The organism is Myxococcus xanthus, from assembly GCF_013116825.1.
Lineage (GTDB): Bacteria > Myxococcota > Myxococcia > Myxococcales > Myxococcaceae > Myxococcus > Myxococcus xanthus_B.
In genome coordinates, this window is sequence record NZ_JABFNS010000005.1 from 76,498 (window position 1) to 100,224 (window position 23,727).

At 67.9% G+C, this 23,727-nt stretch carries 8 protein-coding genes (1 of these 8 only partly in view); 2 read left to right on the forward strand and 6 right to left on the reverse strand.

Going from position 1 to position 23,727, the window contains the following annotated elements:
* Positions 1–15,008: the start of an Ig-like domain-containing protein gene (locus HNV26_RS02585; RefSeq protein ID WP_171439502.1), read on the reverse strand. Its footprint begins 16,054 nt before the window's first position; only the first 15,008 of its 31,062 coding nucleotides appear in the window; its start codon is at positions 15,006–15,008; the stop codon falls past the left edge of the window.
* Positions 15,009–15,083: 75 nt separating this feature from the next.
* Positions 15,084–15,785 carry a peptidylprolyl isomerase gene (locus HNV26_RS02590; RefSeq protein WP_171439503.1) on the reverse strand — a complete coding sequence of 234 codons (702 nt, stop codon included), beginning with the start codon at positions 15,783–15,785 and terminating at the stop codon, positions 15,084–15,086.
* 384 nt (positions 15,786–16,169) lie between these two features.
* Here HNV26_RS02590 and HNV26_RS02595 point away from each other — a divergent pair, with 384 nt between their 5' ends.
* Positions 16,170–17,150 carry a peptidylprolyl isomerase gene (locus tag HNV26_RS02595; protein WP_171439504.1) on the forward strand — a complete coding sequence of 327 codons (981 nt, stop codon included), beginning with the start codon at positions 16,170–16,172 and terminating at the stop codon, positions 17,148–17,150.
* Positions 17,151–17,197: 47 nt separating this feature from the next.
* On the opposite strand, the gene HNV26_RS02600 is transcribed toward HNV26_RS02595, so the two are convergent.
* A complete protein-coding gene (locus HNV26_RS02600; protein WP_171439505.1) occupies positions 17,198–18,271 on the reverse strand; it encodes a lipid A deacylase LpxR family protein in 1,074 nt (357 codons plus the stop codon).
* 25 nt (positions 18,272–18,296) lie between these two features.
* On the reverse strand, positions 18,297–20,114 hold the full coding sequence (gene sppA, locus HNV26_RS02605; protein ID WP_171439506.1) for a signal peptide peptidase SppA: 1,818 nt from the start codon (positions 20,112–20,114) through the stop codon (positions 18,297–18,299).
* Positions 20,115–20,171: 57 nt separating this feature from the next.
* On the opposite strand from sppA, the gene HNV26_RS02610 reads away from it, so the two are divergent.
* Positions 20,172–20,516, forward strand: coding sequence for a hypothetical protein (locus HNV26_RS02610; protein WP_436410025.1), 345 nt, complete (start codon positions 20,172–20,174; stop codon positions 20,514–20,516).
* Positions 20,517–20,535: 19 nt separating this feature from the next.
* Here the strand turns inward: HNV26_RS02610 and rtcA are convergent, their stop codons facing one another.
* On the reverse strand, positions 20,536–21,618 hold the full coding sequence (gene rtcA, locus HNV26_RS02615) for an RNA 3'-terminal phosphate cyclase (RefSeq protein WP_171439507.1): 1,083 nt from the start codon (positions 21,616–21,618) through the stop codon (positions 20,536–20,538).
* A 153-nt stretch (positions 21,619–21,771) separates the two neighbouring features.
* A complete protein-coding gene (locus HNV26_RS02620) occupies positions 21,772–23,709 on the reverse strand; it encodes a CocE/NonD family hydrolase (protein WP_171439508.1) in 1,938 nt (645 codons plus the stop codon).
* Between the last annotated feature and the right edge of the window lie 18 nt (positions 23,710–23,727).

Here is a 23,727-nt window from a genome sequence, read left to right on the forward strand (position 1 = left end):
TGCTCACCTGTGACGACGAAGAGCCGCCCGTTCTTCACCGTCGCGCCATAGGGCTGGAACGCTTCGCCGCCGCCCACCTGCGACACCAGGATCGGGTCCGAGGGGTTCCTCGCGTCGATCAGGCTCAGAATGCCGCTGGAGCCAATCATCGGCTTCAGGGGGAGACAGAAGTTGGGCGGAGGCGCGCCCGGGTCGTCTTGGAGGCCATTCGACAGGACCCAGGCGCCCACCGGCGTCGGGATCACGCGAGAGGCCATCATGCCTTCGGAGGAAGAAACCTTGGCACGCCCCAGCAACTTCAGGCTCTCGAGTGTTCCGTCGGGCTGCTCGGAGGTGCCGCGACCGTCAATCACAGACAAACCACTCTGGCCATTGGCGACATAGAGCTTGAGCTTGTCGCCCGAGAGCGCCACGTCCAGCGAGTCCGGCATCAACTCGACATCCGGCAACGGCGTTCCGCTGGGCAGCCGCCCCTGCAGCACCGCGACCAGCCTGTCGATCTGCGCGTTGGCCGAGCCGTCCGGATTCACGACCTGCGCGCCAGCAGCCCGGGGCCGCGTCGCCAGTTGCACGTCGAACGCCGCCATCCGATAGGACTGGGGGACCCGGCCGTCCCCGGTGAGCTCCCCTCGGTACTCCTGTTCGAACCGGTTGCCGCTGACCGAGGAGCCACCCGACGCATAGATGTAGTACGGCGACAGCGGGCTGCGAGACAGCGCCCCCGGCCGCACGGACAGCGCTTTCTCCTCGCCCAGGAACGGAAGCCCGTACCCCACACGATTGGGCGCGGCGCTTCGTTCAATGCCGTCGGGGGACACGACCACGACGGGCGCGTCGCCGAAGGAACCCGGCCCCGCCACGGCGCGCATCCGGGTCAGTGACAGCACCTGAACCTGGGTCGCGGGAATGCCGCGGACCCGCACCTGCGTGGAGCCGAGCGGATGGGCCCAAGCCGGCAGGAAGCCCGTGCCCTGGATGTCCACCGTACTCCCACCGCGAGGATTCAGGAACTGAGGGGTGGCACTCTCGACGTAGAGCGGCAGCGTGTACAGGTACCCTCCCTCACGGCGCGAGCTCAGCCCCGTGGCCATGCTCCGCACCTCCACGTCTGCCAGCCCAGGGCCACCGGGCGGAATCTCCACGGTGAGCCGCCCCGACGAGCGAGCGATGACGCTGGCGGGCACGCCGCCCACGAAGACCTCGACAGAATCATCGAAATCGAATCCGAGCAGCTCGCTGATCCCTCCGCCGGAGATCGGCCCCACGCGCGGAGCGACCTGCGTGAGCCTGGGCGCGCCTCCCTCTGCCCCTGCGCTCCAGAACTCGACCTCAAACGGGGCAACGAGTTGCGCGCCATCGCGGCTCTTCAGGGCCTCACTCAACGACAGCCGCATGGGTACATCCGGCGGCAGCGGCTGGGCGAGCTGGAAGACCATGGTGCTGCGTCTCTCTTCAGCGCTTCCGGCCTCCCACTCGCCGGCCACCAGCACGCCCCCTGCGGTGAGCTGGGCCGCGGACTCGACGGTCGTCGGGTCTACGGTGGTGGACAGCGTCACCGAGATCGAGCCGAGGTTCAGCGGAACCACGTCACCCGCGGACACGGAGGCGCTGGTCACGGACAGTTCAGTTCCCGGACCGAAATCCAGCGACCAGGTGCCCCCCGTGCGCTGACGCAGACTCACCACCCGTCCGCCCGGCGTCACGGCCGCCGCGAACGTGCTACCCGCATGCGCGCCGGTGACATGGTGCAGGAGGTGCGCCTCGCGCGGAGTGCTCACATCCACGACCGCCACGCCCGCGGCGCCCGCCGACACATAGGCCAGCGACCCCACCAGACGCACGTCGGTGGCGAACCCATGGACGTCAACCGCTCTCAGTATCTCCGGATGCTCAGGGTCACTGACGTCGACCAGCACCAACCCGGCACTTCCCGCCGCAACGGCCGCGAGCGGTCCCCGCAACCGCACACGCTGGACATTGAGGTCCAGTTCCCCCAGTACCGCGAGAGGCCCCTCCACCGAAAGCGTGTGCAGGCGCCCGCCCGTGACGGTCCCCTCCTTCGTTCGGGTTCCCACACCCGCCACGGCCCGCCCCGCTTCGAGCGCCACGGCCTGCGCGTGCGGGTCCGACTCGAAATCCCGAATGGGGAATGGCGCGTACGAGATGTCGAACGTGTGGAAGCCCGCGCTGGAGGCAGCCGCCAGCAGCCGGTCTCCACGGGCGTCCACATCGAACACGCCGGCCCCCAGGATGGCGCGCTCACTCTTGAGCTCAGGATTCGCTGGGTCAGAAATGTCGAACTCGTAGATCGCACCCGAGAGAACGGCACCGTCCTCATCTCGTGCGGAGACACCGCTGGCGAAGAGCCGGTGTCCCCCCGTCGCAGGGTATGACACGGCCCACAGGTCTCCCGCGCTTTCGGTGCCGACGATCCGGTCGTCGCCATCTTGGCCGTCTTCGTCCACGACCTCCGCCTGGCGGTCTGGGGGAATGGGGATGCCATGGTTCGCAGGCTCCCCTCGCGTGTAGACGCCAGACATGTCCACCACATGCAGGCCGCTGCTGCCGACCACATATGCGTAGGACCCAATGACCACCGCGTCGCGCAGGGTCCCTGCCAATGCCACGGAGGCGCCGACAGGCGCGTCATAGGTGAAGGCGTTTCGAAGCGTTTCGACGATGCCGTCGGGATTCTGGACTGAGACCTCCACCGTCCCAGCAGCACCGTTCGGAGTATAGGCCTCGAGCCTGTTCAGCCCCAGGACGCGAACGCGTTCGGCCTCGACGCCATTGAAGCGAACGCTGACTTGTCCGGCGACCGCGAACCCGTGGCCCTCAATGATGACGCGTGTGCCACCAGACGTGGGACCGCGCGAGGGCGACAGGCTCATGAGGCCCAACTTCCGCTTGTAGAGGAACGCGCCCGGCATCACCAACGACACGCCGGACAGGCTCGTCAACTCCAGGGTCGCGGCGCCTTCGCCCCCCCTTGGTGTGAGCAGGGTCACCTCCGTTCCGTCCTCGGACACCGAGGGCTCTTCCGCGGGGACCCCGTTGAAGGTCACCTTGAGACCTGGGCCGAACCCGCTGCCCTCAATGCGCAGCTCGGTCCCGCCTTCCACAGGGCCTTCCCGGACCGAAAGCTCCGTGACGCTCATGGGAACAACATCGCGCGCGGCCGCCGTGGTGAACTCCAGGGTGTAGGTCCCTGGCATGATCGCCCCGGTCGCGGAACTTCCCTCGACAGCCTCGCGGAGGCCCTGGACAACCAGCCGATACCGCTTCGTCAGTCCCAGCTCCTGGTTGGTGGGCATCACCGACAGCTCCGTGCCGACCACCGTCACCGTACCGGTGACGTCCTCGCCCTCCGCCGAACCATTGAGCTCGTACAACCGAATGGAGCTTTCACCTTCGGTGCCCCGCGACACCGGGACATTGAAGCTGAGGCGTACCGGCTCCGTGGGGCGGACATGCTCCTGGCCATTCTCCGGCGTGCTGGCGACCACCACGGGGAATGGCAGCCGAACCACGGCCAGGGCGTTCTTCGCAGCGCGCATATCGGTCGCCGAAATCGTCGCGACGGCCACGTCGCCGTCGATGTCAACATCGGACAGACTTATCGCCGGATACAGGTCGATCGCGTCGATGCTCCGAGGCGATGCCATGCTGGACGCCTCGACGAGTTGCAGTGATGCGGGACTGCCTTGCTGTTCGATGGGCGAGGTGATGCCTGCCATGACATGCGGATGGGCGGCGCCGTCGACGAAGAGCCCCGAGCGCATGAGGGGAGGCACGACCGCATGCACGTAGGGGCGTGACGTCGGCGTCAGCGAAACGGTTCGCAACGAGCGCGCCGCGGACAGCGCTTGCGGCCCGCGAATGTCCATCTCGCCGTAGTTGCCAGCCAGCTCCCCCAGGACCGAGAGCCCAGGCGTCGCGAGGTCGACGAGCAACGTGCTGGTCACCGCGTTCCGAGTGGCCTGGATCAGCGCATGGCGTCCGGAGGCCGCGACCCTCTGCACGGACACGGGGCCGAAAACGCCCGCCATCAGGAAGTTTTGCTTCGCGCCCAGCAGCAAGGGCCGGTTCGGGTTCGCGATCGAGAACATCTGCAGACCCGCCTCTCCGGCGGCGACGAGCGCGAGGTCCCCCACCAGCGAGACCGCGTGCGCCGTTCCAGGGAAGCTCACGACATCCACATAAGTGGGCGCCGTCCGTTGAGTCAGGTCGAAGACGAGCAGTGCCGCCTGCCCTTCCCCCTCGACGTCCACGTGCGGCAGGGACTTTCCGTTGGCGACGACGAAACCACGCGTTCCCCGGATCGCCAGCGCCACGGGCTCGTAGGGCGGCAGAATGGATCTGCCTCCGAGAACCGATGCGTCTTCGGGTGACGTGACGTCCACCGCGCCCAGTCCGCCCGGAATGCTCTGCGACAGCAACTCGGTGGGCGTCCTCGCCGCGGTGTAGACCTGCGCCGCCGACAACACCCAGGCCGTCTTGTCCTGGAGCACCACGGCCAGGGGAGCCCCCTGGGACAGCTCGTGATCCGACTTGCCACCTGGATGCCCCTGAGGATCGTAGCGGCCAATGACCCTGGAGACCGCGAGCCGGCTGTAGAGGAATGCACCGGGCATGTACGCGCGCTCGCCATCCGGATTCGTCACGATCACGTCGGCGGGGCCGAACACACCTGCGGGCGTCACGGCGACCAGTCGTCCGGGGGCCAGGACCCGAACCTGCGTCGCCGCGGTGCCGTTGAAGGTCACGGTCGCGCCACGCTGGAAGCCCGCGCCCGACACTTCTACCTGCGTGCCACCGGCCACGGGCCCCGAAGCGGGGGTCACCAACGATACTTGCAGCATCGGCAGATAGACGAAGCCGCCCACGATGGACGCTTCTCCGCCATCCGGATTGACGACCGTCACGACCGCGTGCCCTTCGACCCCAGGGGGCGTGAGGAGAACGACGCTCTTGTGGTCCTCGGCGACTTGCAGCACGCGTGCCTCGGAGCTACCGATGTAGACGCGGACCCCCGTCGCGAAGTGATCGCCGCGAATCGTCACCTGCGTGCCACCCGCGAGCGGTCCGGCCGGGGGCAGCACCTCGGACACGGATGGCAAGTCGTTGGCGGTCGCCCGGGTCTTGAAGCTCGCGATGAACGGCTCCGACAAGGCCGTTCCACCGAGGTACTTCACGTCCGTCGTCACCGAGACGAAGTACTGAGTCGACACGGCCAATGGCGCATCGGGCGTGAGGGTCACGGTCCTGCCGTTCGCCGCGATCGTCGCGGAGACCGACCGGCCGATCGTCGCGTCCCCTTCCCGGAGCTGGACGGACTGCGCCGTGACTGTGTTGGACGCGGGAGGCTTCGAGAACTCGATGGCCACTGGGGCGTTGACAGCCACCTGGGTCGCGCCGTCATCGGGCGTCATTCCCGTGACGACCATGCGCTCTGGCGCGAACGCCGCGCCCCCAGTCGCCCCGAAGGTGGTGAGCGGCACACCCGAGGCGATGGACACGGCGTTCGCACGCGGGAGATTGGCCTTGAGGGGCTCCTTCGGATTGAGCGGATCGTGCTCCAGGGTGCCATCCGGGCGCAGCTCGGACACCGAGAGCAGGCCCTTGTAGGGCACGCCCTTGGAATCCACCAACGAAGCCGCCACCACTGCGAGGTTGCCGCTCACGGCGACATCCGACAGCCCCGTGGCGCGCAGAGCCGCGTTCTTCGGTCGATGCGTCAAGAGCGACTTCAGCAGTGGCGTGCTCGGATGGGACAGGTCCACGACCGCCAACGTCGCCGCGGGGTCCTTGCACGCGACGTACGCGCGCGTTCCCTGCACCACGACACGAATGGCCTCGCCGGGCAGCGCGAGGTAACCGACCTCCTTGAAGGAGGGATCGCGCAGGTCGTGCACGCGCAGGCCCGCAGGACCTCCGGCCACGAGCAACAGGTTGCCTTGCACCGCGACGTCCTGGGCGGTGCCCGTGATGGGCCGCGTGTTCAAGCGGACCGGGGCGTCTGGGGCCGCGATGTCGACGACGGCGACGCCTGCCGCGCCGTTGGCCACGAAGGCGAGGTGCCCCGACACGGCCAGCCCATGGATGGATTCACCCGGGAGGTCAATGGAGCCCAGCCTGCGCGGAATCACGCCTGGCACGCCTTTTACGTCGATGAGCGTGAGTTGAGGCGGATACTGCACGGTGCTCAGGGGGCCCGAGCGCCCGGTCGCCACCATGGCCAGATCCCGCAACAACACTGCGGCTCGCGGAGGCCCGTCCACGAACGCCTTGCCCAGAGTCGTCGCAGTCCCCCCGCTGACCTGGACCACAGCCACCTGGTGGTCGTTCTCCTTCACCAGTCCGAGCAGCAGTCGGTCAAGAGGGCCCTCACGCATGAAGGACTGCTCCCCGCCCTGGAACGGTTCGAAGGTGAAGGCCGGCGCCATGCCGATCTCCACCTTCTCCGTGGCCGACATCCCCCGGTTGTTACTGGGGTCCATCGCGGCGGCGCGGAAGGACAACTCGGCACCGGCCCGGTCCGTGGGCACAGGCCAATTCACGCTGAACAAGGGCCTGTTCGCGGGCCCAGGGACGGACACCGTCGTCGAGTCGATGACGACGCCATCCAGCAGGAATTCGACGTTCGAGACCCTCGCGTTGTCCGACGCGGCGGCGGTCAGTGTGATGGATGTCCCTTCCGTCACCACATCCTGGCCGGGCGGATCTATCAGGTCGACTTCGGGAGCGACCGTGTCCTGCACGGATCCCAGGAGCACCGGTTGTGATTCCGTCTCCTGATCCGCGGAGTCAACAGCCACCGCGGTCAGGACGAAGGTCCGGTTGCCGCTGCCCAGCTCCGGATGGAACGTGGCGGCGTAGACCGTGGGCTTTCCAGCGAAGCCCGCCGGGGCATAGGAGGTCGCCACGTTCCGGCCATCCACGAAGAAGTGAACGGCCTTTACGGGCCCTTCACGATCCCTCGCGTCCGCCTCAAGCCGGACAGCCGCGCTTTCGAAAACCGCGCTGCCCGCCGGTGGACCGGTGATGGCCACCGTGGGTGGTTGGTCCTTTTCGACCGTCACGGAAACGGGGCTGCTGAACACCTCCTGGTCCGCGACATCACTCGCGCTGGCGCGGAACGTCAGGGTCACCGGCGGATCGATGCCCAGGCTGCGATCCGGCGTGTAGATGAACTCGAAGGGCAACTGGTTGCGTCGGCCAATCTCCACCTCGGATTCACCAGGGCGCGTCATGAAGAAGCGCACGTGCGCGACCGCGACATCGTCCGAGGCCTCCGCCACGAGGGCGGTCGGACGGCCTGCGACCATCTGCGAAATGGGCTTCAACGCGACGACGGGCGGAGCGTCTTTCACGACGCCCACCCTCACCGTGGTGGCGGACGTCTTGTCGGACGTGTCCGTCGCGGTGGCCTCGATAGAGATCTGGCTGCCCACCTTCGCCTGCGGCACGCGGTACGAGAACTCGTACGGCGGCGCGGGCATGGTGACGTGGTCCTTGCCATCGATCTTGAAGGCGACTCGAACGACGCCCACGTTGTCGTCCGCGGTGGCTTCGATGCGGAGGACTTGCCCCGCGATCATCTCCGATTGGTCCGCCGGACGCAGGAACGACACCACCGGCGGCGTCTTATCCTCCTGCACGGCCACCTGGACCACGGGGGCGCGCGCCTCCTTCCCGGACGTGTCTCTCGCCGTGGCCCGCAGCGTCAGCGTGCGGCCCTTTGAGCCAAACGGAAGCGGGACGCGGAACCGATAGGGCGCGGTTGAAGCTGAAAGACGCAGCGTCCCGCCGATGCCGCCTTCAACGACCGCTTCGACGGACGTGACGCCCACGTCGTCCTGCGCCGCCACCACGAAGGCGAAATCACGTCCCTCAGTCAACGTGACGCCCGTTCGAGGCTCGACGATGGCCACCGTGGGGGGCTGGTCCTTGACGACCGGGAGGTGCACCACCTGGCTGCGAACTTCGTGGTTGAACGAGTCCCGCGCGGCGGCCTGGAGCGTGAGGGCTTCCGCGCCTTCCGGGACAGGAACCCTGAAGACGAACGGCGGAGCCCGGAGCACGAGGCTCTGCTCCACGCCATTGACGTAGAGCCAGACACTGGTGACCGCTACATCGTCCTCGGCGGACACGGTCACCGTGACGAAGCTCTGTTCGACGACACGAGAGCCATCCACCGGCGACATCAGCGACACCGCGGGCTCGCGATCCCGGACGACGTCGACCAGTTGGAGCGCGAGCTCGTTCTCGTTGGAGTTTCCAGCGGAGTCCCGGACGCGCACCGCGATCAGGTAGGGCGCGGAGTCCCCTGCCCCCAGCTCATTCAACCGGGGGACCGTGAACTCCGCTCGGACCACCGGGCTGGAGTAGGAGTAGCCGTCCCGCTCACCTGCCGAGTCCGTGCTGAAGCCGCCCGCAGTCCGGATGACCCGAAGCTGGTCCAGGTTGGGGCCGACGAGGATTTCGAGCTCCTCGACGAAGATGTTGTCGATGCCCACGGCCTCCACGACGACCGCGCTTCCCTCCACCAGATCCTGGCCGAAGGAAGGCCGGAGAACGATGGCGGTCGGAAGCGTCTGGTCGGGGATGACCTGAACGGTGTGCTCCGACCAGGAGACGTGCCCTTCCTGGTCGGTGGCCACGGCACGAAGGGTGATTCGTGTGTCCGGACGGCTCGGGTCCAAGGCGACGAATCCCGGTGGCAAGCGAACGTTGCCCCGGAACTCCTTGACCCGCGACAGGTCTCTCCGGAAGTCGTCCGGCAACCGAGCAATGGCGCTCTGGAGAAGCGGGTCATTGGCCAGCGGGAAGCTGCCCTCCGAACCGTCGCCAGGCATGGCGCTGATGTCCTTCGCCTCGGCCCTGGACACGGACAGCGCCCTTTGACCATTGAGGAAGTACTCGACCCGGGCCACGCCCGTGTCGTCAGCGGCCACGGATGAAAGAACCAGGCCGAGGCTTCCCTCGGTGAGCGTGGCGCCGGCCACCGGACTGGCGATGGCCAGTGATGGAGCCTGCGGTTTGCGCCCCTCGATGACGAGTCGCAGTGACTGCTGCGCGCCCAAGGTGTCGGTGACCCTGACCTGCAAGACCGTGGGGGCACCATTCGCCCCGGGAGGCGGAGTGAACGTCACGGTCTCGGTGGCCTGACGCGTTCCCGCGGGCGGCGTCACGGAGCGCAGGGGGGCGCCCAGGTAGCTGATTTCGAGATGCGCCAGCCCGACGTCGTCGGTGGCGACCACATCCACCGTGTGCGGCACAGCCTGAAGCAGCCGGACATAGCCGCTGTTCAGCTCGGTCTCGGAGATGTTGTGGAGCCCTCCTCCTTGAGGCGTCAGGTCATACCTGAGCCGTCGCAACGCGACCTGCGGCGGTCTGTCTTCGTGGACATCCAGGTAGAGCGGCGGCGACACGGACGCATTGCCAGCCTGGTCCACGGCAATGGCCGTGATGGCGACGGGGACACCCGCCGTTGGCGCTGGAATGGAGATGGGGAAGCCGACATCCGTGAGGTCACGGCCTTCACGCGTCCCCCGCGGCGCTCCATCCACGAGCAGTTCGACGCGACGAACCTCCACTGCGTCACGGACCTGAACGTGCACGGTGAATGGCAGGCCCGCCACCACGGAGCTTCCCGCGATGGGCTGACTGATCCGGACCTCGGGCCCCAGGGTGTCGGGAACGGCCGCCACCTGCTGACTTCGCAAGGTCACAGCGCCCGCGAGGTCACGTACCACCGCGCTCAGGGTGACAGGGCTCGGAGACCAGCCCGCCGGCAGGCGATAGTCCGTTCTCACGGGGGTGCTCTTCCCGGGCGACACCGTCATCGCCCAGGGCTGCGCCGTCATCCGTTCACCACCCGCCCCGGCCCGGACCTGGACGAACTGGTTTTCGTAGCGAAGGCCTACGTCCGCAAGGGCGGAGGTCGCGTTCGTTCCAGGCTGAGCGAGGAACGCCACCCGGACGTCCTCCACGACAATGCCTGAGGGGAACGTCAGGTCCGCCTGGTGGGGCGCCGCGCTCAAGTCCACCTGGCGCACGCCTCCCGGATGCCGGGCGATGAAGGACTGCACGGAGGTGTTCTCCTCCATCCCAGGCGTCACGGTGAACTGGTAGCGGACCTCGGCCTTGAGGCCGGTTGCCGCTTCGGGATCGGCGATCAGAATGAGGCGCCGGGGGGCTCCAGTCACCACGCCCGTGGCCGGCGTCGAGACCTCCAACGCGGTGGGCCCCGCCGTCACCTCGAAGGCCTGCGCAAGCCCGAACTCCAGCCGGATGGCGGAACCGTAGGCGTTCCCGGACGCCCCTGGCGTCGGAAGCAGGAAGCGGCCCTCTCCGGTGAAGTTCGCGGGCGCGACGGTCGTCGCCAGCAGCCAGGCTGCGCCGATGCCCGTGTCTTCTTCGACTTCCACCACGGCGGCCTGCGACGCCTCCTCGAACAACCCTCCCCCGCTCGTCGGCTGAACCCAGCGCACCACGGCCGGGACATCCGCCACCAACTCACAACTCACACTCGCGTGGGTCGTGCGGCCCACCGCATCCGTCGCCTCGGCCTTGGCGGTGTAGCTCCGGGAACCAAACGTCCCAAGCGCGGGCAGCGTCAGGTTCCAGGTGCGCGAGACGCGCGGTCCGGGCGTGAAATCGATGTCATCAAGCGGCTCCCCGTCGGATTCCGCGCTGAACGTCTGAATGGTGCCGTCGTCCGTGACGTCGACATGGAGCTTGATCAGAGAACCGGCCACACAGGACTTGTCGGAGGGTGTGCCCTGGAACCGCATGGTGACGCGAGGGGCCTCCGAGTCCTGGGCCACGACGATGTCCAATGCCAGGTCCTGGGTCGGCGTGGCGTTGCCCGCCGGATCGAAGGCCCTGGCCCTGAGGACGTAACGTCCCGCCGTGACGCCTTGGAGTTTGACCGTGCCTTCGAAGCTCGCGAAGAACCGGCGGCTGATGAGGATTTCTCCAGGGGCGAGCGGATTCGGAACGTGGGTCTCCTCGTAGCGACTGTCCTTGGCGGACAGGAGGGTGTCCGCGCCCGCCAGCGGCACGAGCGTCCCGTTCTGAGCCGCCAGCTCCACCTCGACCTTCGCCACACGAACGTCGTCCTGGACCGCGACCCGCATGCCCAGCGCACCGTTGAGCCGCACGGAGAAGGGGCCGCCATTGCTCGGGGGCGCGGGGGCCAGCAACTCCGCTGTCGGGGCTTCGGTGTCCGCTCGGACCGAGAGGTCCACTTCGGCCTTGCCCGTCTTGCCCGCTGTATCCCGCGCCTCCACGCCCACGGTCGGCAGCGCGCCTTTGCTGACGATGGGTGCCCAGACGGTGAAGGACTGCTGGGCGCTGATGGGAATCACCGGTCCCGTTTCGGGAAGAACGCCCTGCCTTTGCCCTCCCGACAGCCCGATCATTCCGATGATGCCGTCGTCATCCCCCACCGTGGCGACGATGCGGACATCCTCACCTTCCTTGTAGATCGTCCCGGCGGCCGGTGACGTCAGCGTCACCACGGGTGGCAGGTCCTCGACCACCGCGACCTCGAGTTCCCGCTCCGCCGTGAGGCCGGACGAGTCCGTGGCCACGGCTCTCAGCTTCAATTTCCCTTCCGTGGGAATGGCGGAGGCAGGCAGCGACCACCGGTACACGTGGTACAGATTGTCCTCGGTGCCCTCGGTCAGCGCCCCCAGGCTGTGAGGCGCGAACAACTCGACCCTCGCGACCTTCACGTCGTCGGCCGCGGCGACCTCCACGGAAAGCGGCCGTCCCGCGAAGACGGGAGCGCCGAGGAGCGGCGCGCGGAAGGTCACCAGCGGTTTGCGGGTATCGGGAACCACGGTGAGGAAGGCCTCAGCCGTGGATTCACAGGCCTGGTCACACGCCCGTGCTTCCAGCCGGACGGGCCCTGGAGGCCCCTCGACGGTGAACGAAAAGCGGTACGGCGCCACCAGGTCGGTGCCCTTCGACTCGCCGTTCACGAGGAGCTCCACCGACGTGACACCCACGTCGTCGGAGGCGAGCACCTCGACGTGGATGTCCGTGCCCACGGTGGCTTCAGTCGGCGTGGAAGGCGCGAACGACACCAACGGCTTGGCGTCGTCGGTGGTGTTGACTGCCACCTTCGGTGCCACACCTACGTTGTTCGACGAATCGTAGGCCTTGGCCTCCAACGTGTGCGTCGCGGCAGTTCCCAGTTGGGCCGCCGTGAGCACCGTGTGCGTTACGAACGAGCCCCGCACGCTTCCTTGCGTCCCGGGCGCGTTGTCCGTGAAGACCACCGTGCCGTTCAGGAGGATTTCCACCTTGGACACGGCGACGTCGTCGAGCCCCGCCACGGTGACCAGCAGATCACTCGTCCGGGGCACCGACACGTTGTTCTTGGGAACGACGAAGGACACTGCTGGCGCCTTGGTGTCCGGAACCGCGGAGACCTTCACCTGAGTTCGAGCGGTGTTTCCCGCGGAGTCCCGGGCTTCAGCGACGACCGTCAACTCCGTCGATGCCGTGACGAACGGCAACGTGTAGGCGACGTCGTAAGGCGGTACGGCGGATCTGCCTACAACCGACTCCCCCACCAGCCACCGGACCTCCACGGGGTCTGACGTGTCATCCGTCACGCTCGCGGTCAGCCGGACCTGGCTTCCGCCCACCAGCACCAGGGATGACGCTGGGGATAGAATGGCGATGTGTGGGGCGGCGTTTGCCTTGGCTGTGACGGTGAAGAGCCTGGAGGCAACATTCCCAGCGCTGTCCGTCGCCACCAGTTCCAACCTGCGGGCGCGCCCCACGTCTGTGCGGGCAGGCGTCCACGCCAGATTGAATCGCTCGCTCCCCGACGCCGTTCCGCCCGTGCCTCCACGCGCGACACGCACGGCGTCCACGGTGGTGCCATCGACGCGCAGCGACACCTGGGTGCCAAAGGCCAGGGCGTCATCGCTCACGGTGCCCGTCACGCGGAAAGGCGTGCCCGCCACGGCATCCGCGGTGGCCGTTCGCGGCTGCTCCACGCTCAGGAGCGGTGGCGTGTCCCGGACGACGCGCACCAGCAAGGTGTCGGACCGGACCAGGGCACCGCCTCGATCCAGGGCTTCCACCCGGATGGCGAGGCTCGTCCCCGCCGTGCCAGACCGAGGCGTGAAGGTCAGCTCCCAAAGGGGCACGGGGATGATGTCCCCCGTATTCGGATGCCGGCGGATTTCGACCCGCGGGAGGTCCACGGAGCCCGCGAAGACGTCGTCGACGTAGTACCGCACGACCTGGAAGTCCTCGGTCGACAGGCCGCCACTCGCCCACGCCCCGCTCGTGACACGCAGCACCTGGGGGAGCCCCTGGACGAGCAGCGAGCCGGGCGTCGGCGCCTCGATGACCACGGGCTGGGTGCTCGGCGCGGCGACGCCCGCGACACGCACCTTCACCACCGGTGCTTCAACCCGTTGCCCACCGCTGTCCACGACAGCCGCGGACAGCGACATGGTGGCGCCACCATACGGGGGGGCCTGGATGCGCATGGAGTATGGTGCTTCCATGTCCCTGCCCGCGGGGACACCGTTGACCAGAAACTCGACGTACGACACCGAGATGTCGTCCGTCGCGGTCGCATGGAAATCGAAGGAGGTGCCAGCGGTCACCGTCGCGGGGGCCGCCACACGGATGGAGGGGAATCCATCGCGCACCGCGACATCGATGGTCGCATTGAACGCGTCATTGACAGCGCGAATCCGGGCCACGCCCGGGCGCAGGCCCGTCACCCTTCCATCTTGTCCCACCGTGGCGACATCCGAAGCCTCGGAGGTCCACACGGTTCCCAGGCTGCCCGTGGTGAGGTCCACGCGACGTTCACCCGTGGGCGCCGCGGGGTCCGACAGGATGCCCTCCAGGCGCAGCGCCAACGTCCCGCCCACGCGATCCACCGTGGGTTGCAGAGGCAGCAATTGGACCCCGACGAGGTCCGCGTCCGAGTCCACCACGACGACCGCGGTCTCGCTCATCCCCGCGAAGGTCGCGGTCAGCGTGGCCGTCCCATCATTCCTGGCCTGGACGACGCCTTCCGGCGAGACGACGAAGACGGAGGGATCGGAGGACGCGTAGACGACGCCCTGGAGCGCACCGCTGAGGTTCACATCCCCCGCCAGCGAGAAATGCCCCGTGACCTGCACCGGAACGGAAGAGCCGTACCCTCCGGAGAGCAGCAAGGGATTCGGGCTCAACGAGATTTTCACGAGCGGATCGAACGCGCGCCCGCTGGTGAACTCGACGGCGGAGGTAGTGACGACCCGTCCGTACGGGTCGTGGACGGCGACATCGACCACCACCACGCCATCCGCGGGAACCCGAGTTCCATTGAGCATGGGGACGACGAAGTCGATCTGCCCCGAGTTCTGCTCGCGCGGGCGCGACATCAGCCGCCGAACGCTGGCGAAGGCCACGGACTCCGCGTCACTGAGGCTTCCATGCACCCGTCGTAGGGCTTCCACCGAGGCGCCGACGAGCGTCAGCTCCGCGGACGCCACGGGCCCCTGCGCCTGCACGCTGACGACGAGGTGCGACAGGTCCTGGCTCGCGTTGACGCGCACCGCGCCTGCAGGAAGGACGGGAGGCGCCTGGGTCAAATCGAACTGGGCGATCAGCGGCGTCCCGGTGCCGTCTTCCGCGGGGGACGCCTTGATCCCCACCACGGCGTCCGAGGGCAGCTCCCGGCGCAGAGGCACCCTGACGTGGAACGGCACCGCGCCAGCCAGATCCCGGTTCACCACCAGGTCCCGGACGTCCACCACCGTGCCGGACGATGCCGAAGTCGCCTTCACGTCGACGCGAATCTGGCGGGCATCGCCTTCCACGGACAGGCCCAGGTCGAGCGTCGTCGTCCCCGGTCGAAGAGGCGTCAGCGGAAACACAGTGGCCACGCGCGACTGCGCATGGGCGCTGCCCGCGACAACGAGTCCGGCCACCAGCGCGACCAGCGCCAGGCCCCGCTTCAGGTCATCCAGGAGCACAGCTCCCCCTCGAGTCCGACGAAAACCACCCGCGGCGTGCCGCTGCCGCAATCCACGCCCACCACCTCGAATACGTCAGTGCTGCGCCACCGTATCGACGTCCACTGACGCCCCGCTCGGGGCGCCAGCTGACGGGAGTTCGATCGAGGCCTCTTTGCGCAACCGCGCCAACACCTGCTCGAAAGCGCGTCGCTGAAGCATGGGTGCCATCTGCCCCAGGACGGCTTCCCGGACCTCCTCGAAAGGAGGCACCCTGGGCGCCAGCCGCTCCAGCAGCACGAGGACGACAGCCCCCGTCGGCTGTTCAATGACGGGAGTCGCTTCTCCAGGCCGGGTCAGCGCGAGCGCCGCTTCTTCCAGGGCCGCGCTGCCAAACTCTCCGCGAGCCAGCAACCCGAGCTCTCCGCCCCGGCTGCGCTCCGGCCCATCCCCGGACTCCGCCACCTTCGCCACGGGTTCTCCGTTGACGACCCGGCGGCGCAAGGTCTCCGCACGTTGGTGCGCCTGACTCCACGAGGTGCGCGGGCTGCCTGGAGGCACCTCGACCAGAATCCGAGCGATCCGCAGCCGCTCGGGTTGAGCGAAGCGCTCCACGTTGGCCTGGTAATGGGCGCGAGCCTCGTCGTCCGTCGGAGCGCCCGCCGACTTCTCCTCCCGCGCCAACAGCGCCTGGATGGTCAGCCGCTCCTCCAGATCCCGAACTTGGCGACGGATTTCCGGATCTTGCGTGAATCCAAGACGCTCCGCCTCCATGGCGAGGAGTCGCTTGTCGACCATGGAGCGAATGAACTCCTCCCGCCCCGTCCCCTGCTGGAAGCGCGCCCTCAACGTGGGCGGCAGGCGCTGGCTTTCACGGAGGACCTCTTCCGCCGTTATGGCTCCACCCTTGTAGCGCGCCGCGACGTTCGCTGAGAGGCCGGCCGGGGCTGGAGCGGATCGCTCACATGCTGAAATACCGAGCAGGCTGCCGAGACAGATCCACTTCCACAGCACCTTCTGGCGTTTCATTGTGCTTTCGTACCCGCTATTCCGTGCGACTATAGAATTACTCTATATGTCAGAGAAATCGCAAGGCAGTTGTCCGGCAGCGAATAGATGACGTTCAATTGTGCCCGTCACGGATATGAGTCCGCAGGTGCGGACTTCAAGGTGGAGTGCTCGATGGTCAGGCAGTTGCGGTGGGTGGGAACGGCCTCACTGGCCGTTGGTTTGACGCTGGGTATGGGCGGATGCGATCGCACAAAGTCAGGAAGTCCTGAAAAAGACGAGCATCCAGTCGTCGCGCTCGTGGGAGAGGGGCGAATCACGCGTCAGCAGTTCGAAGCCAAACTCGCCGAACAGCCCTCTTTTGTCCGCGCTCGTTACTCAACACCGGAAAAGAAGAAAGAGTTTCTGGACAATCTTGTTCGTTTCGAATTGCTGGTCCAGGAAGCGAAGCGTCAGGGATTGGATTCCGATCCTGAGGTCCGTGCCATGCTCGAAAAGGTCATGGTCCAGCGGCTCGTGAAGGCACACACGGAATCCGCGGCAGGCGCGACGGTGAGCGAGGATGAGGCCCGCGCCTATTACGATGCGAATGTTCCTGAGTTCGTGAAGCCTCCCCGGGTGCGTGTCAGTCAACTGCTGCTGAAGGCCGCCCGGGGAAGTCCGGAGCGGGCCAAGGCGCTGACCCAGGCCGTTCGCCTGTCCACGGAGATTCAGCGTGGAGAGAGCGTGCCACGGGCTTTTGACACAGCCGTCCGCACCCACTCTCAGGACACCGCGACACAGCCCCAAGGGGGCGATCTGGGATTCCGGACGCGCGAGGAGCTGATTGCCGCTGGCGGTGAGGCCCTCGCGGACTCGGCGTTTGCCTTGAAGGCCATTGGCCAGCTCTCGGCACCCATCGAAACGGAGGCGGGCATCCACCTCCTCATGCTGCAAGGGCGGCAGGTGGGATTGGACCAGCGGTTCGATCAGGTCAAGGCGCGCATTATCCAGCGGATGGAGTCCGAGCGCCGCGCGAAGGCGCTGGATTCGTTGGTTCAATCACTGCGAGACAAGACCCAGGTCGCGGTGAAGGACGACGTTCTGGCCCAGATCAACCCGGAGACAGTGGCGGCTCCGCCCTCCCCCACCCCGGCCGAGCCTCTGATTCCTTGACGCCAAGCTGACCAGACCACCGGTGTGAGTCGTTGAAAAACCAGCCTTCAATGTAGATACGAAAGCTGAAGCTGGGTGAACCGGTGTCCTGACAGGAGCGGATTGGGCGGGTCGGCCAACTCCTGGGAGCGGAAGACCATGCTCAGGCCGAACTGGAACCCGCCCGCCCGGAAGGCCGCGCCGAACTCGCTGTCCCCGACGATGGGCGCCTTCCGGACGCTGATGCTCGGACGGAAGAGCGTGCCATCCAGGAACAGGTTCCTCGCCACCACCCTCACCTGCCCCCGGGCGTACAGGTAGGCCTCCCAGGCGCGTTCATCTCGAATGGCCATCAGCTCCGAGGAGGCCTCCCCCGGAGCCCGCTGAGCCTCCAGTTCCTTGACCACGGACGGCATGATGGGCGCCAGGCCATACGGCCGAGCCAGATAGCCCACACGGACCGTCCCTCCCAGGCTCGCGTTCACGAAGACCGTACCCAGCATCGCCCCGGCGGACCATGTCACGTCCACCACGGGGCTCCAGAGCAGCGGCTGCTCGCGAAGCGCGGAGAAGTGGAACGCGGGCTCGGTGGGTAACTGCTTCTCCCAACCCACCGGAATCCTTGCCACCGTACGCCCGAAGATGTCGTTCAGCGTCCGGTGGACCCAGCGCTGCGTCTGCGCCGCCCCGGACGCCGGCCCCGTGACGCCCACCGTGGCCTGGAGCGTCAGCCTCGACGAGTCCGCGGGCGCCCTCCCCGCATAGATGTGCTGGAAGAAGATGCCGCCGTGCAGCCAGCCTCCGTAGGGCCGGTCGTTCGGGTCCGGGAATACCTCCTGCTCCGGCAGCGGGACGATGCGGCTGGGCGTGTACATATTCTGCGCCAGCGAGCCGCCACAGAGGTACCGGTGCTGCACGCCGTCCGGAAGTCGCAGCGTCCGTGCGATGGAGCGGCACCCGTCGTACTCCCCGAAGTGCTCGATGCGGACGCCGTTCGTGTAGAGCCGGTCGCTCTTGGCGAGCACGTCATTCTCGAAGTGGAGGCTCGTGACGAACGGCAGCTTCTCCTCCACCTTCGCGGCGGAAGAAGCCTCCGCCTGGGCCAGACAGGATGCGGTCAGCAACGCGAGTGCCTTCAGCATCCCTCCAGTCTACAGCTCGCGCCCGTCAGCCCCCGAATGGCCACTGGTCATCAGGAAACACTCTACCCACCACGTCGGCCACCCCGAAGCTCGCGGCATCTTCAAACGCCTCCGTGCCGCCCAGCCCATTCATGCTCAACGCCGTGGGGCACAGCGCATACGTCTGCGCATGGGACGCCCCCATCAACAGCTTCAGCAGGTTCACCCGCTGCTTGGGCGCGCCGTAGGTCATGATTTCGAACCGCTCCGCCGCCGGCACCTTCGCCAGCGACAGCGCGTGGCGGCAGGCCTCCTCGAAACCCCCGACCTGATCCACCAGCCCCACGGCCTTCCCGCGCACGCCCGAATACACGCGGCCCTCCGCCAACTGGTGGATCTCCTCCTTCGTCCGCCCCCGCCCCTTCGCGACGATGTCGAGGAAGGCCTGGTACATCTCCTCCACCTCGGCCTCCAGCGTGGCCTGCTCCTGCGGCGTGAAGCCACGCGAGAACGAGAGCATGGCCGCGTTCTGCCCCCGGACCAGCACCGTCTTGTGCACCCCGAGCTTCTCCATCAGCCCGGACATGTCGAACTTGCCCGCGAAGACACCAATCGAGCCCACCATGGCGTGCGGCGCGGACCAGATCTCCTTCGCACCCACCGCCACCATGTACCCCGCGCTGGCGCACACCCGGTCCATGTACGCGATGACGGGTTTCTTCCGCGCCACGCGTTGCACGGCCTCCAGCATCTGCTCCGACGCCAGCGGCGTCCCGCCCGGGCTGCTGATGTAGACGACCACCGCCTTCGACCGTCTGTCCCGCCCCGCCGCGCGCAGCGCCTTCACCACCGTCTCCGCGGTCGCCATCCTCCCGCTGGCCCCCTTGCCCGGGATGATGATTCCAGACACGGGCACCACCGCGACGCGCGGGTTCCGCCGCAGTCGCTTCCAACGGACCGGCGGGAACGGAACCGTGGAGAGATAGGTCTCCATCGGCTCCAGCTCCGTCTCCTCCTCCCCGTCCCCCGGCTTCGCCAGCCCGAGGTGCGCGGGCAGGTTCGCCTCGCTCACCAGCGCGTCCACCAGCCCCGCGTCCAGCGCCCGGCGGGCACTGAAGGGCCCCTGGTCGATCAGCCCCCGGACCTCCTCCGGCGTCTTGCGCCGCCCCCGAGCCACCACGTCCACCAGGTCCGCGTAGCGCTCATCCAGGAACGACTCCACCGTCCGCGTCTGGATGTCCGACACGACGGGTTTGGTGAAGAGCTCCGGCGCCGTCTTGTAGTCCCCACGCCGGATGAACTGCGGCCGGATGCCCGCGCGCGACAGGCCTGTGCCCAGGGCGGTGGCCTCGGCGGCGTAGCCCACCAGCTCCACGCGGCCCATGGGGGGCAGGAGCACCTCGTCCGCCGAGCACAGGAGGGCATATCCCTCGTTGTCCACGTGGACCGCCCAGCCCACCACCCGCTTCCCCTGGGCTCGGAAGGCCCTCAACACCGCCACCAGCGCATCCCGCTTCGCCGCGGGCACGGTCAGGTCCTCCACCTCCAGGAGGATGCCCTTCACCCGGCCGTCCTTCGCCAGGAGCTCCAACGATTCGCGGAGGCGCTCCACGGACGTGACATCCGACGGCTCGGGGCGGCTTCCCCCCAGTTGCAACCGGCGGCGGCGCTGCTCGCGGTACGGCGGATTCCCCGTCAGCCGGAAGCGGACGTAGGCGGGCCGATGGCCGGCGGCCATCATCCGGAAGGGCGCGCCCAGCAGGGAGACCAGAAGGAGGTACAGGTTGGCGAGGACGATGAAGGGCAGGCGCAGCATGGCGTCCGGAATGGAAATGTGGGTCCCCGGCCCGTAATGGACGCTCACTCCGCGTGCAAGCCCTGTTCAGTCCATCCGTTGGGTCGTGATAGCCTCCCCCGCCATATGCGATACCTCGTTCCCCGGATGTTCCTCGTCCTCGCGCTCAGCTCGGGTGGTGCCGCGCTGGCCCAGCCTCGCAAGCAGGTCCAGGATTTCCAGGCCCCCCGCGAGATGACCGCCGAGGAGCGTGAGGCCGCCAAGCAGCGCGCCATGGGCAACAACCTCAACTCCTACGGCAAGGACGTCCAGCTCAAGCAGAAGCCGATTCCGTGGATGGCCATCGGCCTCGCGGGGCTCGTGTTCATGGTCGCCGTGCCATTCGGCATCCGCGCCTACCGGAACACGTCCAAGGACATTGACGGGCAGAACACCTTCGGCGCCAACCGCGGCGACGACGAAGTGGCCTGAGCCGGTTCCGGCTCGGACTTCACGCGGGCCGGACCTCCACCGAACCTCCCGCATCCACCGTGACGCGCACGGGCAGGAAGCGCTCCACGACCCGGGCGTGGGTGGTGAGGTGGTCGGTGATTCGCGCCGCCGTGAAGCGCGTGGTGCCCGGTGCCGCCGGCCCCAGGCGCCCGGCGGCCAGCAGCGCGGCGGGCAGGAGAATCTGATCGGCGAGGTGCTCGTCGAGCGCCCCACCCGTCTCCATGAACCGCGCCAGGGCCTCGCCTCCCTCGCGGCCCACCTCCTCGGCGGGACGGCCCCGCTCTCCCAGCGCGGTGAAGCCCGCGATGGTGTGCTCGAACTGGGCCAGGACGAAAGTGACGGTCCCCACCGAGCGCGTCACCGCCAGCGGGCGGTTGTCCGCCTCCGCCAGGATGCCGCGCTCACGCAGCGCCCCCACGGCGGCCCGCGACTGACGCTCGGCGATGGTGAACGGCAGCCCGCCGGTGAAGGACGACACGCGGACCTCGCGCAACATGCCTCGCGCGGGCAGCTCCACCAGCCGGGGCGGCTCCTGCGGCGGCCCCACCTCCGCGACAATCTCCCCCGCGCCCTCCGGGTAGAAGCCGGCGTGCACCAGGGACAGCAACACCGGCAGGCCATACGCATGTGCCACCGGCTGCCAGACGGTGGCCACGTAGTGGAAGCTGGGGCTGTGCGGCAGGTGCGTGCCGCCTCGCAGGGTCAGCCGTCCTCCGCCGGCCAGGGCCAGCGGATAGACGAGGCACTGGAAGAGCAACGGTGTGCTGCCCGCGGTACCCACCTCCAGCAGGTAGTCGCCGGCGCGCACCGGGGCCGGGGTGAAGGAGAGCTCGGAGGCGCCGACAGTGGCGCCCTCGGACGAAGCGGCACCGCCGCACAGGGCCTCGGCGCCGCGCACGCAGGCCAGGTGTTGGGGGCGCAGACCGGGCGGATCACGTCGCTCGCGCAGGCGCGTGATGTGGAACGGGCGGCCGGTGATGAGCGACAGCGACAGCGCGGAGCGGAGAATCTGGCCGCCCCCTTCGCCTTCACTCCCATCCAGCCGCACCAGCCCGGTGTCGGGCCCCTGGGTGCCGGTCATGTCCCTCCCGTTTCAGGTGCCACCGCGTGAATGAAGCCCCAGGGTAACAGGAACGCAAGGCTGGCACCGCCACGAGAACACCCTTCCCTTCGCCGCTGCACAGAAGCAGCCCTGATGGCGGCGAACGGAGGGTTCCGCGTGGGGGCCCTCACGCTACTCATCCAACGAGGGCAGCACGCCCACCTTGATGAAGCTGGGGTTCGCCGTGGAGTGGTAGACGCGGTGGAAGGCGCGCGTGAAGTGCTCCTCCTTCGCCTCGAAGATGTTGGGCACGTAGGTCTGCGGGTTGCGGTCGATGAACGGGAACCAGCTCGACTGGACCTGGATCATCACGCGGTGCCCACGCTGGAAGGTGTGGAACACGTCGTTGATGACGAAGCGCACCTTCGTCACCTCGTTGGGCTTGAAGGGCTTGGGCTCGCTGTAGCTGTCGCGGAACCGGCCTCGGAAGGGCTCGCCGCGCACCAGCGTCTGCTGATGGCCCCGGTTCTTCCTCCCCTGCTCTTCATCGCCCTTGCGCCACCCGCGCACCTTGCCCGGGTTGACGTCCACCAGCTTGACCACCCAGTCCGCGTCGGTGCCCGTCGTGGAAACCCACAACTCCGCCTCCAGCGGTCCCGCCAACGTGAGGTCGCGCTCCAGCGGCTCCGTTTCGAACACCAGCACGTCCGGCCGGCGCGCGGCGAAGCGCTGGTCCTCCGTCATGTAGTCCTTGCTCCAGCCCGTCATCATCTCCTGCGTGTACGGCACGGGCTTGGCTGGGTCGCTCACGTACTCGGCGAAGGACGCGCCCGTCGTCTTCGGCGCCGTCGTGGCCAGGCCACCCTTGGGCTGGAAGTACAGCCGCGTCTCGCGCAGCCCCTTGGGCGGCCACGCGTCGAAGCGGCGCCAGCGGTTGGCGCCCGTCTCGAACACCATGGCCTCCGGCACGTCCGGCTTCGCGCCGCCCTTGAGGTGGTGCTTGAAGAAGTCCAGCGCCAGCGTCTGGTAGGCCTCGCTGGTGGCGAAGCCGAAGTCCGCGTCGCCCAGGGACTCGCCACCGCCGCGCTGCCAGCCGCCGTGCGGCCACGGGCCCATGATGAGGCTGTTGGAGATGCCGGGGTTCTGCTTCTCGATGGCGGCGTAGGTCCGCAGGGGGCCGTAGAGGTCCTCGGTGTCGTACCAGCCGCCCACCGTGAGCACCGCCGCCTTGATGTTCTTCAGGTGCGGGAGCAGGTTCCGCGCCTGCCAGAAGCTGTCGTAGTTGGGGTGCGCGGTGACGTCCTTCCAGAAGGCGACGTCCCCCTTGAGGTGCTTCGCGTCCGCGTTGCCCAGGGGGCCCAGGTCCAGGAAGAACTGGTAGCCGTCCGGCGTGCCGTGCTCGAAGCGCTGCCACTCCTCGTTGTCCGTGGGATGGGGCCGGGGCTTGCCGAACGTGGAGAGGAAGTTGAACGCCAGCGCCAGGTTGAAGGCACCGTGGCGGTGCATGTCATCCCAGAACCAGTCGGCGATGGGGGCCTGCGGCGACACCGCCTTGAGCGCCGGGTGCGAATCAATGGCGCCCGCCGACGCGTAGAAGCCGGGGTACGAAATCCCCCACTGGCCCACGCGGCCGTTGTTGTTCGCCACGCGCTTCACCAGCCACTCGATGGTGTCGTACGTGTCGGTGCTCTCGTCGAAGTCCTTGGGCCCGGCCTTCTTCGGCTTGTGGGGGCGGACGTTGACGAACTCGCCTTCGGACATGTTGCGGCCGCGCACGTCCTGGAAGGCGAAGATGAAGCCGTCCTTCTCGAACGCCTCGGTGGGGGCCAGCGCGGGGGGATACCGGTCCACGCCATAGGGCGCGACGCTGTACGGCGTGCGCACCAGGATGATGGGATACCGCTTCCCCGGTGCCGCGTCCGCGGGGACGTAGACGGAGGTGAACAGGCGCGTCCCGTCCCGCATGGGGATGCGGTACTCGAACTTGGTGTACTGCGAGCGGACGCGTTCGGTTCGCTCGGGAGAGATGCTGTAGGGGCGCTTCGGGGCCGGCGGGGTGGACTGCGCCTGCGCCGGGCCTGCGACGGTGGCCAACAGGACAGCCGCGAGGCATCGGGTCACGGGATGCATGCACGCTCCTGGAACGAT

Excerpts from the sequence above, each read along its gene's own strand:
- HNV26_RS02590 (WP_171439503.1), bottom strand. The coding sequence starts at position 15,785 with ATGGTCGACAAGCGACTCCTCGCCATGGAGGCGGAGCGTCTTGGATTC.
- HNV26_RS02595 (WP_171439504.1), top strand. The coding sequence starts at position 16,170 with ATGGTCAGGCAGTTGCGGTGGGTGGGAACGGCCTCACTGGCCGTTGGT.
- HNV26_RS02600 (WP_171439505.1), bottom strand. The coding sequence starts at position 18,271 with ATGCTGAAGGCACTCGCGTTGCTGACCGCATCCTGTCTGGCCCAGGCG.
- HNV26_RS02610 (WP_436410025.1), top strand. The coding sequence starts at position 20,172 with ATGCGATACCTCGTTCCCCGGATGTTCCTCGTCCTCGCGCTCAGCTCG.
- rtcA (WP_171439507.1), bottom strand. The coding sequence starts at position 21,618 with ATGACCGGCACCCAGGGGCCCGACACCGGGCTGGTGCGGCTGGATGGG.
- HNV26_RS02620 (WP_171439508.1), bottom strand. The coding sequence starts at position 23,709 with ATGCATCCCGTGACCCGATGCCTCGCGGCTGTCCTGTTGGCCACCGTC.